The 20,978-nt window shown below is 65.3% G+C and carries 18 protein-coding genes; 7 read left to right on the top strand and 11 right to left on the bottom strand.

Going from position 1 to position 20,978, the window contains the following annotated elements; translation table 11 throughout:
* The first annotated feature begins 20 nt into the window (after nucleotides 1-20).
* Entirely contained in the window at nucleotides 21-1,526 is a 1,506-nt protein-coding gene (locus tag OPV09_RS22140; RefSeq protein WP_051991276.1) for an ATPase domain-containing protein, read from the top strand.
* Nucleotides 1,527-1,533: 7 nt separating this feature from the next.
* Complete coding sequence (locus tag OPV09_RS22145) at nucleotides 1,534-3,072, top strand: hybrid sensor histidine kinase/response regulator (RefSeq protein ID WP_338679385.1); 1,539 nt, start codon at nucleotides 1,534-1,536, stop codon at nucleotides 3,070-3,072.
* A 3-nt stretch (nucleotides 3,073-3,075) separates the two neighbouring features.
* On the opposite strand, the gene OPV09_RS22150 is transcribed toward OPV09_RS22145, so the two are convergent.
* Nucleotides 3,076-4,962, bottom strand: coding sequence for an MFS transporter (locus OPV09_RS22150; RefSeq protein ID WP_338679386.1), 1,887 nt, complete (start codon nucleotides 4,960-4,962; stop codon nucleotides 3,076-3,078).
* 231 nt (nucleotides 4,963-5,193) lie between these two features.
* Here OPV09_RS22150 and OPV09_RS22155 point away from each other — a divergent pair, with 231 nt between their 5' ends.
* Nucleotides 5,194-8,394 (top strand): DUF2339 domain-containing protein, encoded by a 3,201-nt coding sequence (locus tag OPV09_RS22155; RefSeq protein ID WP_338679387.1) that lies wholly within the window; start codon nucleotides 5,194-5,196, stop codon nucleotides 8,392-8,394.
* Nucleotides 8,391-9,854 (top strand): DUF3999 family protein, encoded by a 1,464-nt coding sequence (locus OPV09_RS22160; RefSeq protein ID WP_338679388.1) that lies wholly within the window; start codon nucleotides 8,391-8,393, stop codon nucleotides 9,852-9,854. Before OPV09_RS22155 ends, OPV09_RS22160 begins: the two co-directional genes overlap by 4 nt.
* Before the next feature lie 37 nt (nucleotides 9,855-9,891).
* On the opposite strand, the gene OPV09_RS22165 is transcribed toward OPV09_RS22160, so the two are convergent.
* Nucleotides 9,892-10,635, bottom strand: a complete 744-nt coding sequence (locus OPV09_RS22165) for a helix-turn-helix domain-containing protein (protein WP_034750344.1) — start codon at nucleotides 10,633-10,635, stop codon at nucleotides 9,892-9,894.
* 160 nt (nucleotides 10,636-10,795) lie between these two features.
* Here OPV09_RS22165 and OPV09_RS22170 point away from each other — a divergent pair, with 160 nt between their 5' ends.
* Genes OPV09_RS22170 through OPV09_RS22180 form a run of 3 tightly spaced genes read left to right on the top strand, consistent with a single transcriptional unit; the run spans nucleotide 10,796 to nucleotide 12,450 of the window.
* The gene (locus OPV09_RS22170) at nucleotides 10,796-11,218 is read left to right on the top strand and encodes a hypothetical protein (protein WP_128142355.1); all 423 of its coding nucleotides are present in this window, start codon (nucleotides 10,796-10,798) and stop codon (nucleotides 11,216-11,218) included.
* A 24-nt stretch (nucleotides 11,219-11,242) separates the two neighbouring features.
* Entirely contained in the window at nucleotides 11,243-11,659 is a 417-nt protein-coding gene (locus OPV09_RS22175; protein ID WP_034750348.1) for a hypothetical protein, read from the top strand.
* 5 nt (nucleotides 11,660-11,664) lie between these two features.
* Nucleotides 11,665-12,450 (top strand): DUF2145 domain-containing protein, encoded by a 786-nt coding sequence (locus OPV09_RS22180; RefSeq protein ID WP_070305218.1) that lies wholly within the window; start codon nucleotides 11,665-11,667, stop codon nucleotides 12,448-12,450.
* Here OPV09_RS22180 and OPV09_RS22185 read toward each other — a convergent pair.
* The 9 genes from OPV09_RS22185 to OPV09_RS22225 all read right to left on the bottom strand — a co-directional run bounded on the left by OPV09_RS22185 (nucleotide 12,447) and on the right by OPV09_RS22225 (nucleotide 20,975).
* A complete protein-coding gene (locus OPV09_RS22185; RefSeq protein WP_338679389.1) occupies nucleotides 12,447-13,070 on the bottom strand; it encodes a 4-phosphopantetheinyl transferase in 624 nt (207 codons plus the stop codon). The genes OPV09_RS22180 and OPV09_RS22185 overlap by 4 nt on opposite strands.
* A gap of 132 nt (nucleotides 13,071-13,202) precedes the next feature.
* Nucleotides 13,203-13,799 carry a hypothetical protein gene (locus OPV09_RS22190; RefSeq protein ID WP_034750355.1) on the bottom strand — a complete coding sequence of 199 codons (597 nt, stop codon included), beginning with the start codon at nucleotides 13,797-13,799 and terminating at the stop codon, nucleotides 13,203-13,205.
* Between the two features lie 106 nt (nucleotides 13,800-13,905).
* Nucleotides 13,906-14,355 carry an excinuclease ATPase subunit gene (locus OPV09_RS22195; protein ID WP_034750358.1) on the bottom strand — a complete coding sequence of 150 codons (450 nt, stop codon included), beginning with the start codon at nucleotides 14,353-14,355 and terminating at the stop codon, nucleotides 13,906-13,908.
* Nucleotides 14,356-14,428: 73 nt separating this feature from the next.
* Nucleotides 14,429-15,661, bottom strand: a complete 1,233-nt coding sequence (locus tag OPV09_RS22200) for a beta-ketoacyl-ACP synthase (protein WP_034750361.1) — start codon at nucleotides 15,659-15,661, stop codon at nucleotides 14,429-14,431.
* A complete protein-coding gene (gene fabG / locus OPV09_RS22205; protein ID WP_374106824.1) occupies nucleotides 15,658-16,383 on the bottom strand; it encodes a 3-oxoacyl-ACP reductase FabG in 726 nt (241 codons plus the stop codon). The genes OPV09_RS22200 and fabG overlap by 4 nt, the downstream gene beginning before the upstream one ends.
* Nucleotides 16,376-16,849: a hotdog family protein gene (locus OPV09_RS22210; RefSeq protein ID WP_034750368.1), complete on the bottom strand. Its 474-nt coding sequence runs from the start codon at nucleotides 16,847-16,849 to the stop codon at nucleotides 16,376-16,378. Before OPV09_RS22210 ends, fabG begins: the two co-directional genes overlap by 8 nt.
* The gene (locus OPV09_RS22215; protein ID WP_338679390.1) at nucleotides 16,846-18,036 is read right to left on the bottom strand and encodes a beta-ketoacyl-ACP synthase; all 1,191 of its coding nucleotides are present in this window, start codon (nucleotides 18,034-18,036) and stop codon (nucleotides 16,846-16,848) included. The genes OPV09_RS22210 and OPV09_RS22215 overlap by 4 nt, the downstream gene beginning before the upstream one ends.
* Entirely contained in the window at nucleotides 18,037-18,591 is a 555-nt protein-coding gene (locus OPV09_RS22220) for a DUF3261 domain-containing protein (protein WP_070305212.1), read from the bottom strand.
* Nucleotides 18,591-20,975 carry an MMPL family transporter gene (locus OPV09_RS22225; RefSeq protein ID WP_338682347.1) on the bottom strand — a complete coding sequence of 795 codons (2,385 nt, stop codon included), beginning with the start codon at nucleotides 20,973-20,975 and terminating at the stop codon, nucleotides 18,591-18,593. Before OPV09_RS22225 ends, OPV09_RS22220 begins: the two co-directional genes overlap by 1 nt.
* Nucleotides 20,976-20,978: the final 3 nt, after the last annotated feature.

Genomic DNA, 20,978 nt, shown 5'->3' on the forward strand with positions numbered 1-20,978 from the left:
TGGCGAAGCGGGGTGCGATGATGACGGCACAAGCTCATGGATTGGCGCAACACGATGGCGCGGGCGGCCTGGACGCGCTGCTGTCGACGGGCGTGCCCGGCCTCGACGCCATTCTCACGGGCGGCCTGCTGCCCGAGCGCCTGTATTTGGTCGAAGGCGTGCCCGGCACAGGCAAGACCACCTTGGCGCTGCAGTTTCTGGCCGAAGGGGTGCGCAGCGGCGTGCCCGTGCTGTATATCGCGCTGGCCGAATCCGAGATCGAGCTGCGCGCCGCCGCCCTGTCGCACGGCTGGGACCTGGCCGGCATCGCCATCGAAGAAGTGGCGCCCAGCGACGACATGCTCGACCCCGAGCGCCAGTACACCATCTTCCACCCGTCGGAAATCGAACTGGCCTCGACCAACCAGCGCATCCTGGCCGCCATCGAAAAGCACCGCCCGGCCCGCCTCGTGCTCGATTCGCTGTCCGAACTGCAACTGCTGGCGGAAAACCCGCTGCGCTACCGGCGCCAGGTCGTGGCCCTGAAACAATACATGGCCAGCCGGCACTGCACCACCATGCTGATCGATGACCGTTCCGCGCTCGACGACGGCTTGCAAGTGCGTAGCGTGGCCCACTGCGTGATCTCGCTGGAACTGCAAAACCAGGACTACGGCACTGACCGGCGCCGTGTGCGCGTGGTGAAATACCGGGGCGTGCCGTTTCGCAGCGGCACGCACGACTACAAGATCGCCCATGAGGGCCTGGTCGTCTTTCCGCGCCTGGTGGCGGCCGACACGCGCCGCGATGGCGGCCATCGGCGCCTGTCGAGCGGCGTGCCCGAGCTCGACGCCATGATAGGCGGCGGCCTGGAAGAAGGCATGAGCACGCTCATTTCCGGCCCCGCCGGCAGCGGCAAGTCCACCCTGGCGGCGCAATTCGTTCACGCGGCCACGGAGCGAGGCGAACCGTGCGCCATGTTCCTGTTCGAGGAAGCGCGCAGCAAGCTGCTGACCCGGGCCGACAGCGTGGGTATGCGCCTGCAGGCCGCGCTCGACACGGGTTTGCTCAGTGCCCAGCAGATCGACCCGGCCGAACTGACTCCGGGCGAATTCGCCCAGGCCGTGGTCGACGCGGCGCAGCGGGGCGCCAGGGTGATCGTCATCGATAGCCTGAACGGCTACATGCATGCCGTGCCCGATGAACGTTTCCAGAGCACCTACCTGCACGAACTGCTCAATTACCTGAGCCAGCACGGCGTGGCCACCCTGCTCGTCGGCGTGCAGCAAAACATGCTGGGCACCTCGATGACGACGGCGGCCGACGCCAGCTACCTGGCCGACAGCGTCATCATGCTGCGCTACTACGAAACGGAAGGCGAAGTGCGGCAAGCCATTTCCGTCTTCAAGAAACGGGGCAGCGCGCACGAGCGCAGCATCCGCCGCTTCGACATCAGCCCGCAGGGCGTGCGCATCGGCCCGGCCCTGGCCGGTTTTCACGGCATCCTGTCGGGCTTGCCCACCATCGGCGGCACGCCATTTCCCTAGGACAGCCATGGAGCTGCGCATCCTGATCTACGCGCCTGCCGGCCAGGATGCCGCCCTGGCCGGCACGGTATTGGCAGGCAGCGCCATCGCCAGCCACGCCTGCCGCTCGCCCGGCGAACTGGCCGAGCAGCTGGCGCTGGGCGCCGGCGGCGTGCTGACGGTGGACGAGGCCTTGCATGCGGGCGTCTACGCCGTGCTCGACGCTTATACCCGCCAGCAGCCGGACTGGTCCGACTTGCCGATCACCGTGCTGACGCACGCGCGGCTCGATTCCCTGCCCTTGCGGCAAGCCATTGCCACCCTGGGCAACCTGACCCTGCTGGAACGCCCCGTCCACATCCTGACCCTGATCACCTCGGCCCACGCCATGCTGCGCGCGCGCCAGCGCCAGTACCAGGTGCGCGAGACGCAGCGGCGCAAGGATGAATTCATTGCCAGCCTCGGGCATGAACTGCGCAATCCGCTGGCGCCCATCAAGTCGTCGGTGGCCCTGCTCAAGCACCTGTTTCCCGCATCGGAGCAGGTCGGCAAGCTGAGCGACGTGATCGAGCGCCAGGTGACGCACCTGACGCGGCTGGTGGATGACTTGCTCGACGTGGCGCGCATCACCAGCGGCAAGGTAGTGCTGCAGCGCAAGGAATTTGAGCTGCAGCAAGTGCTCGAGCATGTCATCGAACTGTGCCAGCCTGCGGCCAGCAGCCGGCACATCGGCCTCACGCTGGAATTGCCGCCACATGCCGTGACCTTGCACGCCGACTATGCCAGGGTGGTGCAGATCTTTTCCAATATCGTCTCGAATGCCGTGAAGTTCACACAGGACGGCGGACACATCAACATGACGGCGCGCCTGGCGCAGGGCCAGTTGCAAGTGATGGTCGAAGACAATGGCATCGGCATCGACCCGGATACCATTGCGCGCATCTTTTCCATGTTCGAACAGGGACGCACGGTGACAGGCCAGATAAAAAGTGGCCTGGGCATCGGATTGAGTCTGGCGCGCCAATTTGCCGAAATGCATGGCGGCAGCATCGAGGCCTACAGCGATGGCGCCGGGCGGGGCAGCCGCTTCATCGTCACCTTGCCGGCCAGCGCCGGTGGCGCCCCGGCCGCCATGCCGGCCTCCAGGAACGACGCGCCCGTGAGCGCGGGCCAGCCCGTACAAGTGCTGGTGGTGGACGATAACCGCGACGCGGCCGATTCCCTGCAAAGCCTGTTCCAGCTCGAAGGTTATGCGGCCCAGGTCGCGTACGGCGGCGCGCAGGCGCTGGCGGCCGTCGAGCTGGCGTGGCCGCAACTGGTCGTGATGGATCTGGGGATGCCGGACATGGATGGCTACGAAGCGGCGCGCCAGATCCGCCAGCGCGCGCACGGGCGCGACGTGCTGATGATCGCCCTGACAGGCTGGGGCCAGGGCGAAGCGCGCGCACGGACCGAGCAAGCCGGTTTCGACCATCACCTGACGAAACCGGTGGACTTCGACGCCATCGCCGCCCTGCTGGAACAGCACCTGGCGCAGCGGACGGCGGCCGCTACGCAGACGCAGTAGCGATTACTTCCACTTGCCGCGCAATTCCTGCACCTTCTGTTGCAGCAACTCCGGCGTGGCGGCCTCGGGCGCCACGGGTACGCCGACGGCCAGTGACAGACGCGAGCGCAGGCCCGCCTTGAAGGCGCGCTCGAACAAATGGCCATTGCGATGGCTCAACAAATGTCCCCACAAGCCGCGCAGCGCCAGCGGAATCACGGGCACCTTGCTGCGCTCGACGATTTTGGCGATGCCCCCCTTGAATTCGCTGATCTGTCCCGTGCGCGTCAGCTTGCCTTCGGGGAAGATGCACACGAGCTCGCCCTCGTGCAGCGCTTGCGCGATATCGATGAAAGCCTTTTCCATCAGGAAAGGATCTTCCTTGGCGGGCGCAATGGGGATCGCCTTGGCCGTGCGGAAAATCCAGCCCATCAGCGGCATCTTGAAGATGCGGTGGTCCATGACGAAACGGATGGGGCGGGGGCTGGCCGCCATAATGACGATGGCGTCCACATAGCTCACATGGTTGCACACCAGCACGGCTGCCCCTTCCGTCGGGATGCGCTCGCCATCGACGACTTTGACACGGTGCACGGTCTGGATGAGTATCCATGCGAGGAAGCGCATGAGGAATTCCGGCACCAGCGAGAAGATGTAGGCGGCCACCAGCGCATTGAGGATCGCCGTGACGAGGAACAGTTCGGGGATGGTAAAGCCCTTGCCCAGCAGCACGATGGCCACGCCGGCGGCCGCCACCATGAACAGGGCGTTGAGAATATTCATGCCGGCGATCGTGCGCGAAATGTGTTTCGGGTCGCAGCGCGTCTGGATCAGGGCGAACAGGGGCACGATGAAGAAACCGCCGAAGACGCCGATCATGACGATGTCGATCAGAATACGCGGCACGCCCGCCTGGCTAACGAACGCCAGCGCATCGACCACTTGCGTATTCGCATACGCATTGCTGGCGAAATACAGGTCGATGCCGAACAGCGACAGGCCGATGGAGCCGAACGGCACCAGGCCGATCTCGATCTTGTGGCCGGACAACCTTTCACACAGCAGGGAGCCCGTGCCGATGCCGACGGAAAACACGGTCAGCAGCAGCACGAACACGCTGTGGTCGCCATGCAGGAAGTCCTTCGAGTAGACGGGAAACTGGGCCAGGATCAGCGCGCCGTAAAACCAGAACCACGAATTGCCCAGCATGGCCAGGAAAACGGGACGGTTCTTGCGCGAAAAATTCAGATTGCGGAACGATTCGGCGACAAAATTCAGGCTCACCGTCAAGTCCGGCTCGGGCGCGGGCGTGCGCGGCACGCGGTAGCTGGCGATCAGGCCGAACACGGCCACGGCAATCGTCGCGCCGGCCACCAATTCCACGCCCAGCGGCTTGTGCACGATCAGCACGGCGCCGAGGATTTCACCCAGCAAGATGCCGACAAACGTGCCCATCTCGATCAGGCCATTGCCGCCGACCAATTCCTCGGGTTTCAGTTGCTGCGGCAGGTAGGCATACTTGACGGGGCCGAACAGGGTCGAATGTACACCCATGCCGACCACGGCGGCCACCAGCAGCCACAGGGTGTGCGTCATCCAGCCAGCGGCGGCCACGGCCATGATGGCCAGTTCCATCCATTTCACGAAGCGGGCCAGGCCCGCCTTTTCGAACTTGTCGGCCAGCTGGCCCGCCGTGGCCGAAAACACGACGTAGGGCAGGATGAACAGGCCGGGGATCAAATTGGTGATGGTGGACGGGTCGAGCGTGGTCCAGCTCAGCGCATCGTAGGCGAGGATCACCATCAGGGCCGTCTTGAACAGATTGTCGTTGAAGGCGCCAAAGAACTGGGTCCAGAAGAAGGGCCCGAAACGGCGCTGCGACAATAAGGAAAACTGGCTGCTTTGACTCATGGCATGGGGAACCGGCAATTAAGGAATTGCTAAAATACAGCACTATCTTGCGCACGACAATCTGAATGTCGCCATCTTGCTTAGCGTCAATACGGAAAGCGCCGCACCGCGCCATGCTGGCCCCGCACCTGACGCCTTACCCCTACACAACAAAAACGCCCATTTCTTGATAATAAGGTAATGTGCGCATACTGCGGAGTCTTCGCCCCGCCCCTCCAGGAAAGCTGACCCATGTTTGGATTGATAACGCTGTTCATCCTTGGCGTGCTGATCACCGGCTTCGTGCTGGTGCTGCAGTACCGCAGAAAAGTGGCGGATCTGGAATTGCTGACGGCGCGCCTGCGCAAGGAAGTCGACGGCATACAGCAGCGCCTGCTAACCTTGGAAGGCCAGGACGTAGCGCCAGCTGCCGCGCCTGCCGTGCCCGCTGCCGTTGCGCCAGTAACAGTGCCGACGCCCGTTTCCGTGCCTGCACCGGCGCCGGTGCAGGTGTCGAAGGCAGCCGTGATCGAACCGGTCGAGCTGGCAAAGGCCGCGCCGGCCGCGCCCGTGCCGCCGAAGCCATCGCCACCCACACCACAGGCTCCCGCCAAACCCGCCCCCGCTGCCCCTGCTGCCCCCAACACTCCGTCCTGGATCGCGCACCCGGACGGCCTCGTTGCCAAGGCGAAGAACTGGCTGTTCACGGGTAACCTGGTTGCCAAGCTGGGCTTGATGATTCTGTTCCTCGGCGTCAGCTTCCTGCTCAAATACGTGTCGGCGCAGGTGACCGTGCCCATCGAGCTGCGCCTGGCAGGCATCGCGCTGGCCGACATCGCCCTGCTGGCCTGGGCCTGGCGCATCCGCATCAAACGCCCCGGCATCAGCTTGCCGCTGCAGGGCACGGCGCTGGCGATCTTGATGCTGGTGACGTTTGGCGCCTTCCGCCTGTATGATCTGATCCCGGCGGGCCTGGCGTTTGCCGTGCTGTTCGTGCTGACGGCGTTCACGTGCTTGCTGGCCGTGCTGCAAAACGCCGTCTGGCTGGCCGTCTTCGGCATCGTCGGCGGCTTTGCCGTGCCCCTGCTCGTCTCGACGGGCAGCGGCAACCATATCGGCCTGTTCAGCTATTACGCGCTGCTCAATGCGGGCGTCTTCGCCATCGCCCTGAAACGCGCCTGGCGCGTCCTGAATATACTGAGCTTTGGCTTTACCTTTGTCGTTGCCACCACCTGGGGCTTGCTGCGCTACACGCCCGAGCACTACCTGTCGACGCAGCTGTTCCTGATCCTGTTCGTGCTGTTCTATATCGGTATCGCGATTGCCTACTGCGCGCGCCAGGCGCCGCGCTTGAAACACTATGTGGACGGCACCCTCGTGTTTGGCACGCCGCTGGCGGCCATGGGCCTGCAATACGGCCTGGTGCGGCACTTCGAGTTTGGCCTGGCGTTTTCCGCGCTGCTCGGCGGCTTGACCTACACGGGACTGGCCGTGGCCCTGTGGCGCCGCGCAGGTTTCAAACTGCTGGCCGAAGCCTTCCTCGCGCTGGGCATCGTCTTCGGCACCCTGGCCATCCCGTTCGCCCTCGATGGCCGCTGGACGTCCGCCGCCTGGGCGCTGGAAGGCGCGGGCATCGTCTGGGTCGGCTTGCGCCAGCGCCAGACCCTGGCCTGGGTCTTCGGCCTGCTGGTGCAGGGGGCCGCCTGGCTGGCCTTCCTCGGCGCCATGCAGGGACTCAATACGGCAGCGGCCCTGCAAGCCAACATCTGGCTCGGCTGCGCGCTGCTGGCGGCCGCCGCGCTGGTGATGGCCTACAATTTCCGCCGCCACGCCAGCCATTTGCATCCTGAATTCATGAGCAGCCTGTCCGTGCTGTTCCTGACGGCCGCCACGGCCTGGCTGCTGGGCGGCATCTGGAGCGAAATCCTGCTACGCACGGATGCCGCCACGCAACTGAACCTGCTCACCGTCAGCGCGCTGGCGGTAGCAGCCCTGCTGGCGGCGCTGGCGCGGCGCGAACAATGGCATGCGCCGCGCGCCCTGCTGCTGGCCGTACAGGTACTGGCCGGCATGGTCATGCTCAGCCGCGCCAGCTGGGCCTGGGACCAGCATCCGGCCAACCTGTTCGACGGCTCCTTCCTCAGCGCCCTGCTGCTGGGCGCCGCCGCCTTTGCCAGCGCCCGCTTCCTTGCGCTGCGCGCACGCGGCGGCGACGCGCTGCTGGCGCTGGCAGCGCGTCCCCTGCTGGTCTGGAGCGGCTTGCTGTGGTTTGCCGCCATCCTCGTGCCGTTCACCAGCTGGCTGCTGCGCCTGATCGACGGCGACCTGAGCATGCAGCCGTACGCGGGCGAGCACTGGCTGGCGCTGTACCTGATCGCCGTGTCCGTCACGACACCCGTGTTCGCCATTGTGGCGCGGCGCCTCGATTGGCCGCAGCTGCGCTGGTTCACCGTGGCCGCCTGGCTCGGCCTGGGCCTGTGGAGCGCCAACCTGCTGCTGGCACTGTACCTGCGCGACTATCTGCTGACGGGCTTGAGCTGGCTGGCCCTGGCCGGCGCGCTGGCGGCCGGCGAATACCTGCTGCAGGCCTGGCCGAAAGCCGGCTGGCAACTCGACGTGCGTGCGCTGCGGCTCTTGCATACCCTGCGCACGGCCGCGCCATGGCTGATGCTGTGGCCCGTGGGCGCCATGCATGTCAACGCCTGGCTGGCACAGCATGAAGACAGCGTGAGCCCCGCCTGGGCCCGCTACTTGCCGGCCTGGGTCATGATGCTGGTACTGGCCTGGCTGATCCGCCGCTGCCGTGCCGGCGTCTGGCCGGTGGCACCGATTGCCGAGTGGTACCAGCGCACCCTGATACCGCTGGGTGCGCTCTGGTCGCTGCTGCTGATCGCCGCGTGGAACATCTTCGACGATGGCGCCATGGCGCCGCTGCCCTACTTGCCGCTGCTCAATCCGCTGGACTTGAGCACGGGCTTTGCCGTGCTGCTGGCCATTGCCAGCTACCGTTTGCTGCCGGCGAAGCAGTTGCCGCTGCCCGCCCTGTGGCAGGCGCGCTTGCCCGTCGTGGCCGCGTGCTTGCTGTATGTGTGGTTCAACCTGATGCTGCTGCGCACGGTGTCGCACTATGTCGGCGTGCCCTATACCTTTGACGCCATGCTGGCCTCGCAGTTCGTGCAAGCGATGCTGTCGCTCGTGTGGAGCGTCACGGCCCTGCTGCTGATGCGCCACGCGGCGCGCCAGCAGCGGCGCCAGCAATGGAGCATGGGTGCCGTGCTGCTGGGGCTGGTAGTTGTGAAACTGTTCCTGATCGACCTGTCCAACGTGGGCGGCATCGAACGCATCGTATCCTTCGTGGGTGTCGGCTTGCTGATGGTCTTGATCGGCTACCTGGCGCCCTTCCCCAAGGCTGCCGCAGCAGCGCCAGCCGAACCGCAACAGGGAGCAGCATGAAAACAAGCACACTCATGTTCGGCATCGTGTTGATGGCAGGCGCCGCGCTGGCCGCGCCTGGCCAGGACAGGCCACAGGACTACGGCTGGAGCATCGCGTTGACGCCGCAGCCCGGTGCCGGCCTGAGCCGCATAAGCGTCCCCACCGACGTGTACCTGCATGCGCGCTCGGCCAGCCTGGCCGACGTGCGCCTGTTCGACAGTACCGGCAAGCCACTGGCCTTCGCTCTGACGGCCCCGCCCGCGCAATCGCGCACGCAGCGCGACACGCTTGCCATGCGCATCTTTCCCGTCACCGGCAAGAACATCGGTTACTACGAACTGGACAACGTGGATATCCGGACCGGCAATGACGGCCGCCTGCTGTCCGTCACGGCGCGTGGCGGCAGTACGCTCGATGCGGCGCCGGGCTTGCAAGGGTTGATCCTCGATGCGGGCCCGCCCGCCAAGGATAGCCGCATCGGCGCCCTGCAATTTACCTTGTCGCCAGGAACCGATAACTACAATGCGCAAGTACTGCTGGAAGTCAGCGACGACCTGAAACAATGGGATGCCATCGCCACCACCACCCTGAATTGGCTGCGCAACAGCGACACGCAAACCCTGGCCAACGACCGCATCGAATTCGCTCCGCGTGCCTTCCGCTATGCGCGGCTGAGCTGGCAGTACGGCGATCCCATCACTTTCGCCGGCATCGCCGCGCAGCAGGTCAGTGTCACGGCCCTTGCCCTGCCGCGCGCCACCATCATGCTGAAGGGGACGACAGGCAAGAGCGTCGACGAGCGCCTGTATGCCACGCCGATCGCCATTCCCGCCGACAGCATCGGCTTGCAGCTGGCTGAGGGCAACACGTCCATGCCCGTTACTCTGGGCGTGTATCACCCGGCAAGCGAAGCGCCGCGCCAGCGCCAGCGCCTGCATCTGGGCCCGCGAGCGCGCGCCACGCAGGCCGCCGAATTCGAACCACTGCTCCACACGACGTTCTACCGTATCAGCATGGATGGCAAGGAACGGGTCTCCGGCGACTTGGCCATGCCCGTCGTGCAAACGGAGCAATGGGTGCTCCGGCCGCAATATCACAGCGGCACGAACCCGAACATCAACTCCGTCTTGCGCCTGGGATGGACACCGGCAAGCCTGGTGTTCCTGGCCAGCGGCAAGGGGCCGTATCAACTGGTCTTCGGCAGAAATGGTGCAACGCCGGCAGCGTTGCCGCTGTCGCAGGTCGCGCCCGGCTTCACGCAGGAGGAATTGCTGGCGCTGCCTGTCGCCACGGCAGCCAGGGTGGTGGCGCTGACCAGCGACGCTCCCATCGAGAAGACGCCGGACGGCGCAGGCTTGCGCCTGGCCGCCCTGTGGGCCGCACTTCTGCTGGGCGTGGCCGTGCTGGGCTTTTTCGCCTGGCGTTTGCTGTCGCAGATGAAAGAGGAACAAGGCAGCACCGACAAGCAGCAACCTTAGCCACAATATCCGCCGCTTGAGCGCTGCACTCGTCAGCTTACTGCCGCAGCAGCGCCTTGAACGTCTGCGGCATCCAGGGACGTGCCGCCAGCATGAAGCTGATGGCCAGGCGCTCATTGCCAGGCAGGCGCGCGTCTTCCTGATGTTGCTGCGAGAATTCCACTGCCACTTGCTTCAGGCGTTCCAGCAAGGCGGCCGTGGATTTCTTCGACAGCATCACGTTCACCAGGCGCAGCAATTCCGTCTCGCCATCGAACTGCGAATTCAAGTAGTCGCCATAGGCTTCCTTTTTGAAATACGTGTGGATGGGACCGTTCGGTATCCACGCAAACGTGCGGGCCACCAGCAGTTTGACCCGGTTATTCGGCAGCAGTTCCAGAAAACCGATCTTGTCGAGACGCAGCAGGTATTTCACGGCTTGCGCTTCGCTGATGTCATAGATGGCGACGATCTGTTCCAGCGGCAGCAAGTTCAGGGCGGAGACGGCCACCACGAACAGCCGGGTGTCCTCGATGATTTCCTTTTCCTGCGCATAGGTCAGCCCCGTGATCAGGGTCGGCGCGGCCTGGGCTGATTGCACGGCCAGCGCCAGTTGCTGGAAATCGCTGCCGATGGCGACCAGGATCTGGTCCAGCCGTTGCAGGGTAAATTGCTTCTGCGAAAACATCCGCTTGACGCTGGCTTCGGACACGCCGATGCGCTGGGCCAGCTCGGCATACGTGACGGAGCGCGCTTTCAACAGGCGTTTCAAGGCTTCGATCAAGGCGTGGGTTTGCGGCATGCACTTCCTTTATAAAAATAGCATCGATTCTGGCGGCAGAAAAGTAGCGCAATATGCTACCTGCGGTATGCCTGCCCGCTACGAGTAGCGTATTCATTGACCAATTGCCCACAGTCTACAATGATGGCGTTGCCACTTGGCACACTTGAAGGAGAAACACATGAAACGCCTGCTGCCCCTCTGCTTGTCCCTGTCGCTGTTGACGCTCTCCGCGGCCGCTCCCGGCCTGGTCCACGCCGCCGCCTCCGAGAATCTGTCGAAAGGCTCGCAAAACCTCAGCGAAGGTTCCGCCGTGGTCGTCGCCGGTTCCATGTCGATGCTGGTCGCCTCCGGCCAGGTGGTCGTCGCCAGCGTGGAAACGGTGGGCGAAGGCATCGTCATCGTGCTCAAGGGAGCCTCCGAAGCGGGTGGCGCGTCCATCCAGATGAGCGGGCAAGCGGCCAGGGGCCTGTCGCTGGCGGCCGGCACCGTAGTCAATGTGGTGGCGATGTCTACCGGTCATATGCTGGTTCTTTCCGGCAAGGCCATCGCCTTCATCCCGAACGAACTGGGCAAGGCGCTGCTGCACCACTCCAAAGTGTAATCACCAATAAAGAACGGACATTCCATGAAACATCTGCTCGCCACCGCCCTGCTGTGCGCCGCCACCATGGCGCCGCTGGCCCAGGCCGCCAACTCCGATACCACCAACGCCTCCGACAACGCCAGCATGGCCTCAGCCATCGTATTGGTCGGCTCCATGTCGGTGCTGGCCGCCGCCGGTGAAATCGTCATCGACAAGGTGGAAGACGCGGCCGACGGCAGCGTCCTCGTGCTCAAAAGCGCGGCCAGGGGCGCGTCCTCCGCCGCCACAGCCTCCGTCAAGCTGAGCCAGAAGGCTGCGCAAGGCCTGTCGCTGGCGGCCGGCACGGTGATCAAGGTGGTGGCCGTCTCGACGGGACACATGCTGGTGCTGTCGGGCAAGGCCATCGCCTATGTGCCGAATGCGGCCGGCAATGCGATTCTCCACCATTCGAAAGCGTGAACCCCATGAAACGCCTGACCGTGATTCTCATCAGCCTGGCCCTGGCCGGTACCGCCCATGCGGGACGCTCGTGCGAGGAAAAGCAAACGGATGCGACCACTCTCGTCAAATCGATGGATCTGGCGCAAAAGACCCTGCAGGCGCTCGACGCCTCGGGCGCGCAAGTGGCGCTGGTGGCGCGCGCCGGGCAAGACCTGTCGAAATACAACTTGCGCTATTCGCACATGGCGCTGGCCTGGCGCGACCACCCGAAAGGCCGCTGGCTGGTGGTGCATGAACTCAATGAATGCGGCACGGCGCAATCGTCGCTGTACAACGAAGGCTTGGGCAATTTCTTCATGGATGATGTGTTCATGTATGAAACCCTGATCCTGGTTCCCGGCCAGGATACGCAGCAGCAACTGGTGCGCCTGCTGACGTCGAACACGCCCAAGCGCCTGCATGAGCCGCACTACAATATGCTGGCCTACCCGTTTTCCACCAAGTACCAGAACTCGAACCAGTGGGTGCTGGAAACCCTGGCCGCTGCCAGCAACGAGCCTGGCAAGATCGAAACGCGCGCCGAAGCGCAAGGCTGGCTGCGCAGCGCCAGCTACGCCCCGCAAACGCTGAGCATACCCGCCGCCACGCGCCTGGGCGCGCGCATGTTCCGCGCGAATATCGCGTTCGACGATCACCCGTTCGAGCGCCGCATGACGCGCCAGATCGACGTCGTCACCGTCGACTCCATCGTGCGCTTCATGCGCCAGCGCGAGCCCAAGGCGCAGGAGATCGTCGTGCGGGGGAATTAGCCTGGCGCCAGACCCTGCACGATCAAGGCGGGCGCCTGCGCCAGCGGCGCCGCGCTGCACAGCACGATGGACAGCTCGGCATGCGCCAAGGTCGCGCAAGCGCCCGCGTCCATGCCCAGCTTGTAGCGCGCCTCGGCCTCGCTCCAGCACTGGTAAAACGCCGCCAGCCGCGCTTCAAGCGGCATGCTTTCCAGCTCGGCGGCCACATCTGCGCCAAACGCCTGGCGGGCCAGCGCCAGCACGTCGCGCCGCGGGTCGCGCAGCTCAATATCGAGTCCCAGCCGCGTAGTACCGCTCAACGCGCACGCGACCCAGTGGCCGCTGTGCGAAATGCTGAAGTGCGGCCCCTCCGCAGGCGACAGCAGCAGTGGCGCCTGGCCCGGCCTCTCTTCCAGCGCGATGGATTCCGGCGCCACTTCCAGCAGTTTCCCCATCGCTACGCGCAGCAGCGCGCGCCCCAGCAGGAACTGGCGCTGGCGCAACGGCCGCACAAAGCGTGCGTAGCGGGCCGCTTCCGCGGCACCAAGCCACGTTTGATACTGGCTGATCTGCGCAAGATCAATGCTGCGGGAATCGAGCAGCCAGATGCTGGCGCCGTTACTGGGCAAGGCTGGTGGCATGACAAGCTCGGGATAGGCAAAGGCGCAGTCTGCCACAAATTTCCAGCATGCATGCGGCAAAAAAATGGCAGCGCGGTTACCCGTCGCTGCCATTCTCAGCAGGTCTGCAGGCGCTTGCGCGCCGCGCCCGTCCTAGTTCGTCATTGCTGCTTCGACCGCTTTATTGTCGGCGCCCGTCGGGCCGCCTTCGGCACGTACATAGTTGGCCTTGATGTAAGCGCTGGTCAGGTTGGCGATGCGGGTCAGCATCAGGTTATCGTGCACGCCAAACGTGAATCCGGCCGCCATCGCGTCCGCGCGCTGGAAGAACTCTGGCGTTGCGACCACGGCACCCTTGTTGTCGCGGATCATGACGCGCATGCGCACGCCCGAGCTGCCGGCCAATGGTCCCAGCAGTACGCGCTTGGCGCCGCTCTTGAACTGGATTTCTTCGACGATAGGCTCGATGGTCAGCACGCGGCCATTGGCCGGAGCGGCATTCCAGCTGGTCAGCGATTCGGCCAGGTCCTTGCGGATATTCTCGTCGATTTTCGCCATGCCGGCCTGGTTGCCCTTGTAGCCTTCGGCAAAGACTGTCGGCTTGACTTCAATGCGGCCAAACGACGAGAAAGCCTCGCTCGGCGGCGGATTGGTCGTCGACGATGCCTTGATGCGCGTGGCGCAGCCTTGCAACATGGTCAATGCCAGCAGTGCGCCGGCCAGGATGACAGTTTTCGATACTTTTTGCATATTCTCTTTCTACTTTTTATTGGAATGGCTTCCAGACGCGATCGCTGCTCTGATTGCGCCGGTTACCGATGGGGTGGACTTCCCTGCTGCTTCCTGCTACTGCTACTTACTTGCCTGCCTTTAACTTCACGAACTCGCCCTTCAAGGCCACGCCCGTCATCATCGTGCCTTCATGGCACTCGAATTCCGTGGCGCTGGAATTTTCGATGTTTTTGTAATTGCTGACGATATTGACGACGGCATCGGCGCCCACCGACTGGGCGCGCTTTTGCAGCGCCAGCATGGCCGACAGGAAGGCCCAGTTGCACGAGGTTTCCGCCGACTTGCCAACGCCATTGGTTTTCTGGCTGGTCTTGTCGCTGCTGATGCGCGTGGCAACCGGGGGCGTTGCCTGGTCGCCAAAATAGAATTTCACGGTGTCGCCAAGGCGGGCCTGGGCGTCGTTGGCGGACATCGCATTGGCGATCGACATCATGTGTTTGGTATCGCCTGCCTGTGCCGGCAAGGCAACCGTCAGCGCCGCACTCAGCGCCGCCAGGATCATCATTTTTTTCATGCTGTTTTCCTCGATAAGTTAAAGATAGTACAAAGGGAACCACACTTGCCACTTGCGCCAGCGCAAGCTAACTTCACGGCCGGTAACGTTTGAAGATCAGCGACGTGTTGATGCCGCCAAAGGCAAAATTATTCGACATCACGTACTCGCATTCGATGGCCCGGCCTTCGCCGGCGATGTAGTCGAGCGGTGCGCATTGCGGGTCGACCTGCTGCAGATTGATGGTGGGCGCAAACCAGCCTTCGCGCATCATCTCGATGCTGATCCACGCTTCCAGCGCGCCGCAGGCACCCAGGGTGTGACCCATATAGCTTTTCAGCGAACTGATAGGCGTGCGGTCGCCAAACACTTCGAACGTGGCTTGCGACTCGGCGATATCGCCCTGCTGCGTGCCCGTGCCATGCGCATTGATGTAGCCGATATCGGATGGCTGCAGTCCCGCGTCGGCCAGCGCCAGCAGCATCGCCTGGCGCATGGTGGCGGCGTTCGGCTGGGTCACGTGGCAGCCGTCGCTGTTCGTGCCGAAGCCCACCAGTTCAGCATGGATGGTGGCGCCGCGCGCCTGCGCATGGTCGAATTCTTCGAGGATCAGGCAACCGGCGCCTTCGCCGATGACGAGGCCATCGCGACTGGCGTCGAACGGGCGCGGCGTCGTGTGGCCATCGTCGTTGCGCGTGCTCGTGGCGAACAGGGTGTCGAAGACGGCCGCCTCGGTGGCGCACAGCTCCTCGGCGCCGCCGGCGATCATCGCCAGCTGCTTGCCACCGGCGATCGCCTCGTAGGCATAGCCGATGCCCTGGCTGCCCGAGGTGCAGGCGCTCGAGGTGGTAATCACCCTGCCCGTGACGCCGAAGAATACGCCGATGTTGACGGGCGCCGTGTGCGCCATCATCTTGATGTAGGTAGTGGCGTTGATGCCCTTGGTGGTGCGCTCTTCCATCATGCGGCCAAAGTCGCCGATGGCGCTGGGCGTGCCGGCGGACGAACCGAAGGAAATGCCCATCTGCCCGCTCTTGACCACGGGGTGCCCGGCCAGGCCCGCGTGCTCGAGCGCCAGTTCGCTGGCGCGCGTGGCCATCAGCGCGATGCGTCCCATGCTGCGCACGGCCTTGCGGTTATAGCGGTCCGTCAGCGCGAACGGCGCGGCCGGCGCGCCCAGTTGCGTATTCAAGCCTTCGTAATCGGCCCATTCGTCCATGCGCACGACGGCGTTGCGGTACTCGCCCAGGCGCTGGCGGATGGCCGGCCAGTCGTTGCCGATCGGGCTGATGCCGGCCATGCCGGTCACGACTACGCGGCGGCTCATGCCATGCCTCCATTCACGGAAATGACCTGGCGCGTGATATAGCCCGCTTCCTCGCCGACGAGGAAACTGACGGCGGCGGCCACTTCTTCCGGCGTGCCGACTCTGCGCGCGGGGATCATCTTCAGCGCTTCGTCGAGCGGCACCTCGCTGATCATGTCCGTCTCGATCAGGCCCGGCGCCACACAGTTGACCGTGATGGCACGCTTGGCCAGTTCCAGCGCCAGCGCCTTGGTCGCGCCGATGATGCCGGCCTTGGCGGCGCTGTAATTGACTTGCCCCCGGTTGCCGATCAGGCCCGAAACGGACGCCATGGTGACGATGCGCCCCGGTTTGCGGCGCTGTACCATCGGCATCACCAGCGGATTGAGCACATTGTAGAAACCATCGAGGTTGGTCTGCAGGACGATGTCCCAGTCCTCGCCCGACATGGCGGGAAACGCATTATCGCGCGCCACGCCGGCGTTGCACACGACGCCGTAATAGCAGCCATGTTCAGCGATGTCCGCTTCCAGCGCGGCAGCTGCCGCGGCACGGTCGCCGATATCGAATTGCAGCACGCGCGCCGCGCGTCCCATGGCCTGCACCTGCTGCGCCACCGCGTCGGCTTCGCCGCGCGCGCTGCGGCAATGCAGCACCACGTCAAAACCGTCGCGCGCCAGCCGCAAGGCGATGGCCTTGCCGATGCCGCGCGACGACCCCGTCACCAATACACTTTTACTCATGCTGCGCTCCATTCATACTCTCCTGCAGAAATTGCTTTGCATCCTCGGGCTGGAATACCGTAATCGTCGCTTGCGCCAGCACGGCGCCCGCCATCTCGATACGGCACTCGAACGCGCCCAGTCCATTCTCGCCCTGCAAGGCCTGCTGCACATGCACCTGCAGCACGCTGCCATCGACAAACAGGGGCAGCTGCGCTTCGTAGCGCCGCGCCCCCAGCAAAAAACCGATCTTCACGGGCGCGCCGGCCAGCCGCGCCAGGTAGCCCGCGTGCGCGGCGATCGCCTGCGCCATGTATTCGATGCCGACCCAGCTGCCCACCCCTGCCGACGGCGCGTCATAAAACACGCTGCCGGCATGGATGGCGACTTCGGCGCACAGGTTTTCCGCATCGGCCGACAACACCCGGTCGAGCAGCACCATGGCGCCGGAATGGGGCACCAGTTCGCGGATAGGGGGAAAACTCATGCTCCCCTCCCGAACAGCAGGGCGGCGTTCGAGCCGCCGAAGGCAAACGAATTGCTCAGCGCCCAGTCGAGCGGACGCCCCAGGCGCGCACCGGGCAAGGCCAGGCGCAGCGGCGGCAGGGATTCATCAGGCACGCCGTCCCACAGATGCGGCGGCAGCAAGCCCTCGGCGTTATCGTCCTGCATCGCCAGCCAGCACAGCGCCGCCTCGATGGCCGCCGCCGCGCCCAGCGCATGGCCTGTCAGCGGCTTGGTGGAGCTGACCATCGCCGTGGCGCCGAACAGGTCGGACACCACGCGCGCTTCCATCGCATCGTTCTGCGGCGTGGCCGTACCGTGCAGGTTCACGTAGTCGACTTGCGACGCCGCGATGCCCGCGCGCGCCAGTGCCTGGGCAATGGCCAGCCGCGCGCCGCCGCCTGCGGGATCGGGCGCCGACATGTGGTGGCCATCGGACGATTCGCCCCAGCCGCGCAAGGCCACGCTGGCCGCTTGCGCCGTCATCAGGAACAGGGCCGCACCCTCGCCGATATTGATGCCGTCGCGGTTAGCGCCCAGCGGATTGCAGCGCCGCGCACTGACGGACGCCAGCGCGGAAAATCCGGCCACGGTAAAGCCGCACAGGGTATCGACACCGCCCGTCAGCACGGCGTCGCACAGGCCCATGCGGATCAGGCGCGCCGCGCTGGCCATGGCCTTGGCGCTCGACGAACAGGCGCTCGAATGCACGAGGGCAGGTCCGTCGATGCCCAGTTCCTCGGCCAGCATCAATGCCGGCGACGCCATCTCCTGCTGCCCATAATGAAAGGCTTTCGGCAAGCCGTCGCCCGCCACATGCTGGCAGATCGCGCCTTCCGTCTCGGCGATGCCCGACGTGCTGGTGCCGATCACCACGGCCACGCGGTCCGCGCCGTAGCGGGCGATGGCCTGTTCCACGGCGGGACGGATCTGCGCCAGCGCCGCCAGCGCCATCCGGTTGTTGCGGCTGCGCGCGGCGATGCCGTGCTGCGCCACCGATGGCAAGGCCGCATCGACCACGCCCAGCGGCAGCAGGCGCCCCGGCGTGTAGGTATCGACGGGCACCACGCCGCTGTGCGCGGCAAACAGGCGCGCGCGCACTGCTTCGCGGCTGGCGCCCAGCGCGCAGACGATGCCGCAGTCGTTCAGGTACACAGTCAAGCCAGTCATTCAGCTTCCTTCCGGGGCGTTCTGTATCGTCAGGCGATAGCGGTAGCGCAGGTTGTCGAGCACCACCGTGCCGCTCCAGCGCGGCATGCCGCTGTAGTCGATCACCGTCACCGCCTCGTCATGCAGGAACAGGGTGCGGCGCAAGCCGCTGTCCTCGATGCGCCAGCCTGCCGGCAGCGCTTGCGCAATCGCTTCGCGCGGCCACAGGGTCAGCTGCATGTCTTCCAGCACATCCTCGGCGCGCACCTGCGCCGGCAGCATCAGGTGGCGCCATGACGTCATCTCCTTGCCGTCGTAATGCAGCGACAGCACGCGCTGGCCGAACGCCAGTCCCACCAGGTCGAGATGCGACGGCTCCACTTCCAGCGCCGCATCGAGTTCGTCGATCCGCCCGGCCCGTTCAACGACCAGGTGCTGCTGCACGCTGACCGTGGCGCCCAGCGCCTGCGGTGCCAGTTTCAGGCCCAGGCGCGCGGGTGCCGAAGGCGGCGTGCTGGCGCAGCCGGCAAGCGCCAGCAGCAATGCGGGCGCCCATCGTTGACAGTGCAAAAACATCAGATTTCTCCTGCGGCATCGGCCGCGCTACGGTGGTCGGCTTCGGCAAAGCACGGCGACAGCAGCCACACCAGGGCCGTACCGATCAGCATGGTCAGGCCAAACGCCTGCAATGCGGCCGTCTTGCTCAGCGCCAGCAAGCCGAAAGACAAAATGGTATTGGCCGCCGACAGGCCCACGGCCAGCCATGGCGTATCGTTGCGGCGGTCGGGGTGCTCCTGCATGAAGATGCCGTAGTCGACGCCGACGCCCAGCAGCAGCATCAGCGCCAGCACGTGGAACAGCTGCAGCGGCAAGTTCAAATAGCCGAGCAAGGCCAGGGCCGCCACGCTGGCCAGCGCCGTGGGCGCCAGCACGCGCCAGGTGCGGCGCCCGTAACGGGGCAGCAGCAAGCCGAAGACCACTAGGTAGGCGCCCAGCACCACAGCGCCCATGTAGACGCGGTAGCGGCCCAGCACCGAGGAAATTTCACTGACCTTGTCGACCCACTGCACGCCGGGCATGCCCTCGCCCGCCTTCGCCAGCAGGGGAATGGCCGCATACTGCATGCCGCGCAAGGCGACGATGGAGGCATAGCCGCCTTCGACCTTGCCCAGCCACAGATGGCGCCACGGCTCGCTGGCCGGCACCTTCAGGAAGGCGTCGATCGACAGCGGCGCCCCCGCTTGCGCCAGTTGCGCGCGCACCTTGCCGGCCCATTCCGGGCCTTCGTCGACGGACTGCGCCAGCAGGTCTAGCGCGGCGCCCGGCTGCAGGATGGCCGTGTCGAGCAAGGCCCGGCGCGCCGCCTGCGTCTGCAGCGACGGCACCCAGTTCGACATGGCCTGGACACCGCTGATGTGCTGTTGCGCGATCAGCGGCAGCAGCCGCTGTTTCAACGCTTCCTCGCGCTGCAGCACGGCTTCCGCGCTATCGCCGCGCACCAGGTAGAACTGCACCGGCGTAGGTCCATCGAGCAATTTGCTCAATTTGATCTGGTCGCGTATCAGGTGCGCGGGTGGCGTTTGCAGCAAGCGGATATCGTCGTTGACACCCAGGCGGCTGATGCCGATGAGCGCAAACAGGGCAAACAGCACGCCGCCAACCAGGGTGGCGCGGTTGGCCCGCAACAGCGGCCAGCGCGCGCGCGCCGCGCCATACTGCTTGACCAGCGCGCCGCTCTTCAAGGTGCCGCCACCGATCAGCGCGGGGAACCAGAACACCACCGTCAGCCAGGCAAACACCAGGCCCAGGGCGGAAAACACGGCCATGTGGCGCAGGCCGGGGAATGGCGTCAGCGCCAGGCCCATGTAGCCGATGACGGCGGCGAGCAGGGTCAGGCACAGGCCCGGCAGCAGACGGCGCAGCAAGGCGCGCGAATCGAGCGCCGGATCGGCGCCCAGGCGGTTGCACAGGAAATAAATGCCGTAGTCTTGCGCCACGCCGATCAGGCTGGCGCCAAAGACCAATGTCATCAAGTGTATTTTGCCAAACAGCAGCCAGCACACGGACAGGGAACCGAGGCAGCCGATGCCGATCGACAGCAGGATCAGCGAGATCGGCTTGAACGAGCGGAAGGTGAACCACGTCAGCAAGATGATGCCGGCCAGGGAGCCCAGGCCGATGGTCGACATTTCGCCCGCCGCCTGGCTGCTGGCGGCCGCCGCATGCAGGATCACGCCGGCGCTGATGATGTCCACGCCGGGCACGGCCTGCCGCGCCGCCGCCTCGGCTTGCGCCAGCACGGGCAGCGCGCTTTCCTGCGCGCCCAGCGAAAAGGCGGGCAGGCTCAAGGTCAGCGGCAGCAGCACATACTGGCGCTCGGCGTCGGCGACGAACAGATGGCCGTCGCGCGGGCGCACGGGCGTTTCCTGCGCGCGTTCCTGCACCCAGCCGCCAAACAGGCCGAAGGGATCGTCCTGCCAGGCGCCCAGTTTCGGCCCGCCGAATGGGCTATACAGCTGACTCAACGCCGAATCGCGCCAGAACGCGGGCGTTTCCTGGCGCAGCTGCATTTCCTGCGGCGCCGTCAGCAAGGTCAAGCGATGCTGCTGGAACAGCGCCAGCCAGTCATTCTGCGTCTGCTCGTCGAGCGGCGTGGACTGGAACAGGCCAGCATGGCGCGCCAGCACGGCGCCGTAGGCGTCGGCCGCGCGCTTCGCATCGCTCCATTCGGCCGCGCCGACCAGCACCGCCACGCGCTGCTGCGCCGCGTCGACCATGTGCGTAAATGACGCCTGCAGCACCGGGTCGCGCTCCTGCACCGGCAGCAAGGCAAGAATGTCGGTTTCGGGCGCGATGCGCTTGCCCAGCCACAGATAGGCGTTATGCGCGAGCAGCAGCGCCACCACCAGCGCCCAGGCGATGGCCAGCAGGCGCCCGGCGTTGCGGCCGCGCTTCGTCAATGC

The sequence above is a fragment of the Janthinobacterium sp. TB1-E2 genome (assembly GCF_036885605.1).
Taxonomy (GTDB): domain Bacteria; phylum Pseudomonadota; class Gammaproteobacteria; order Burkholderiales; family Burkholderiaceae_D; genus Janthinobacterium; species Janthinobacterium aestuarii.

Excerpts from the sequence above, each read along its gene's own strand:
- OPV09_RS22140 (WP_051991276.1), top strand. The coding sequence starts at position 21 with ATGACGGCACAAGCTCATGGATTGGCGCAACACGATGGCGCGGGCGGC.
- OPV09_RS22145 (WP_338679385.1), top strand. The coding sequence starts at position 1,534 with ATGGAGCTGCGCATCCTGATCTACGCGCCTGCCGGCCAGGATGCCGCC.
- OPV09_RS22150 (WP_338679386.1), bottom strand. The coding sequence starts at position 4,962 with ATGAGTCAAAGCAGCCAGTTTTCCTTATTGTCGCAGCGCCGTTTCGGG.
- OPV09_RS22155 (WP_338679387.1), top strand. The coding sequence starts at position 5,194 with ATGTTTGGATTGATAACGCTGTTCATCCTTGGCGTGCTGATCACCGGC.
- OPV09_RS22160 (WP_338679388.1), top strand. The coding sequence starts at position 8,391 with ATGAAAACAAGCACACTCATGTTCGGCATCGTGTTGATGGCAGGCGCC.
- OPV09_RS22165 (WP_034750344.1), bottom strand. The coding sequence starts at position 10,635 with ATGCCGCAAACCCACGCCTTGATCGAAGCCTTGAAACGCCTGTTGAAA.
- OPV09_RS22170 (WP_128142355.1), top strand. The coding sequence starts at position 10,796 with ATGAAACGCCTGCTGCCCCTCTGCTTGTCCCTGTCGCTGTTGACGCTC.
- OPV09_RS22175 (WP_034750348.1), top strand. The coding sequence starts at position 11,243 with ATGAAACATCTGCTCGCCACCGCCCTGCTGTGCGCCGCCACCATGGCG.
- OPV09_RS22180 (WP_070305218.1), top strand. The coding sequence starts at position 11,665 with ATGAAACGCCTGACCGTGATTCTCATCAGCCTGGCCCTGGCCGGTACC.
- OPV09_RS22185 (WP_338679389.1), bottom strand. The coding sequence starts at position 13,070 with ATGCCACCAGCCTTGCCCAGTAACGGCGCCAGCATCTGGCTGCTCGAT.
- OPV09_RS22190 (WP_034750355.1), bottom strand. The coding sequence starts at position 13,799 with ATGCAAAAAGTATCGAAAACTGTCATCCTGGCCGGCGCACTGCTGGCA.
- OPV09_RS22195 (WP_034750358.1), bottom strand. The coding sequence starts at position 14,355 with ATGAAAAAAATGATGATCCTGGCGGCGCTGAGTGCGGCGCTGACGGTT.
- OPV09_RS22200 (WP_034750361.1), bottom strand. The coding sequence starts at position 15,661 with ATGAGCCGCCGCGTAGTCGTGACCGGCATGGCCGGCATCAGCCCGATC.
- fabG (WP_374106824.1), bottom strand. The coding sequence starts at position 16,383 with ATGAGTAAAAGTGTATTGGTGACGGGGTCGTCGCGCGGCATCGGCAAG.
- OPV09_RS22210 (WP_034750368.1), bottom strand. The coding sequence starts at position 16,849 with ATGAGTTTTCCCCCTATCCGCGAACTGGTGCCCCATTCCGGCGCCATG.
- OPV09_RS22215 (WP_338679390.1), bottom strand. The coding sequence starts at position 18,036 with ATGACTGGCTTGACTGTGTACCTGAACGACTGCGGCATCGTCTGCGCG.
- OPV09_RS22220 (WP_070305212.1), bottom strand. The coding sequence starts at position 18,591 with ATGTTTTTGCACTGTCAACGATGGGCGCCCGCATTGCTGCTGGCGCTT.